The sequence below is a fragment of the Rhodococcus sp. (in: high G+C Gram-positive bacteria) genome, from assembly GCF_049286785.1.
In the GTDB taxonomy this organism is placed as follows: domain Bacteria; phylum Actinomycetota; class Actinomycetes; order Mycobacteriales; family Mycobacteriaceae; genus Rhodococcus_F.
In genome coordinates this window covers 1-2,034 of the sequence record NZ_JBAQEO010000463.1, presented here as the reverse complement: position 1 = coordinate 2,034, position 2,034 = coordinate 1, and the positions used below count along the sequence as shown (strand labels likewise).

Below are 2,034 nucleotides of genomic sequence, written 5' to 3'. Positions count from 1 at the left end.
GGGCAAGTACGCGTGCGTTCACACCGCCGTAGGTCGGTGCGACATACGGTACGAAGCTGTCAGGATGTTCAATGCGCAGTCTGTCGACAAGTTCGTTGATCGGCTTGACGTGGGGATCGAAGACATGGCGTTGAAGCTCTCTGACATACGTTGGGTCTGCGCAAAGTTGGCTAGGTGGCTGTTCAAACTGCTTCGCGAACTCCGAGACCTTTGCCCGCAACTCGGATCGGTACGCCTTCGCTTGATTCGCTAGCCGCTCAAACCGACGCTTCCGCTTCATGTCTTCACCCATCCCCATACGCGAACCGCCGGAACACGGGCAGGTTCTCAGATTCTCGGATCGTACTAGCCTCGGCTTTGCAGGTCGTCGAACCACTCATCTTGCGAGCGGCCAGCAGGAGAATGGTGTTCGCCGCACGATCTCATTGACCTGGCTGTGGTACTTCTCTACCACGCCAGATAGGAACTGCGCATTGACGAGATTCTGGGGAACCCGACGGAGTATTACCCGTCCTCGAAGCCTGGTAGGTCGTCGTGGTCATCGGGGAGGCAGGGTCCGACTACTTGCCGCTGGCTTCGCCTGACCGCGCGCCGACCGAACTCACCTCGATAGCGCCGAGGGGCAGGCGAGGGATGGGGAACGTCGAGTTCAGCGAGGGCAGGACGGTTGAGCGTGTGTGCGCTGTTGTATTGCGGGTGAAGCCACCTCCCACACTGCACCCGGTTTGTCGCTGGAGTAGCTTGTCACGGGTACAGGGGTTGGATCGTCTCGGAGCGACTCCAAGTGTTCGCGAGTGGAGTGTGCGGTGTCGATGGGGGTGAACGCGCTTTCCGCCGGTGCGCTGAGCGAGACGCTGTGGGTGGAGTTGCTGCCCTGGCTGGATGACTACGTTTCCGATCGCGCGGCGCTGCTCGAGCCGCTGGCGCCGTCGCCGGACTGGTGGTTCAGCGAATCGCCGTCGTTCACCGCTCTCGAGGTCGACCTGGAAAAGGTCCTCGACGAGCTCTCCGCGCTCTACGTCGTCCACCATGCGCCCGCGGCGCTGGCAGCCAGCTTTCCCTCGCTCGACGCCGCGCTGCCGGTCGCCGCGCTCGTCCTCGACTCCCGCGCCACCACGGCTCTGCGGCGTTTGACGTCCGAGCCCACGCTCGCCGGCCTGCTGCCTCACACCGTCACCGACCTGTTCGGAATCCGAGGCACCAGCGCTCAGACGATCCAGGACATCGTCCATAGCCTCCTCAGCTGCACAGTGGTGCGGGACCTGGGGGCCCGGATCGAAGCGGACGACGTGCCGGACACGCCGCCGGTCATCACGGCGCTCGTCGACGACCTTCAGCAGTTGTCGGTCTGGCGACGCGCCCGTGGCCACGGTGACCGGCCACTGATCACCGTCGAGATCGACGACGAATCACCCGAGCCGATCCAGGAGCTCGCGGCCCGGCTCAACGCGGTGACACCGGCCGACCTGCCCGAAGGCGACCGTGGCGACGCCGTCGACGAGATCGAGAACCTGATCACCCAGCTCGGTGAGCGCGAGTCGCTCATCCTCCACGAGCGTCTGCTCGCGTCCGAACCGATGCGGCTCGGTGCCGTCGGCGCCAAGCTGGGACTCAGCTCCGGTCGTGTCGGGCAGATCGAAGCGGACATCAAGGCCACACTCAACGCGGCCTGCGGCTTCGGGACCGCCGTCGGGAACCTGCTGGCGAGCCTGCGCGTCGAGATCCAGCCGGTCGCGTCCCTTCACCGGTTGCTTGCCGTCCACCCCGTCATCGCGGCCGAGGTGCCGAGCCTGCATGTCCCGTTGTGGCTGGTTCTCGACCGTCTCGACGACTACTTCGAGGTCACCGACGGCTGGGCCGCCGCACCCAGCGTGTCGGCCGCGATGAAGCGCACGCAGACCCTGCTCGAAGATTTCGAGTCGTCGAACGGTGTGGTGGCGCTCGACGATGTCGCGACCGCGGTGTCGATGCCGCGGGACGAGCTGGAGGAGTGGCTGGCGCGGTGCGGCGTCACCGTCGTCGCCGACTCCGCCC

At 65.4% G+C, this 2,034-nt stretch carries 2 pseudogenes; one reads left to right on the top strand and one right to left on the bottom strand.

The annotated features are described in order from the left end of the window. A pseudogene (locus WAW17_RS16840) lies at positions 1-292 on the bottom strand (hypothetical protein); the annotation flags it as partial. A gap of 520 nt (positions 293-812) precedes the next feature. Between WAW17_RS16840 and WAW17_RS16835 the strand changes: the two are divergent. Next, positions 813-2,034, top strand: a pseudogene (locus tag WAW17_RS16835) (hypothetical protein); the annotation flags it as partial.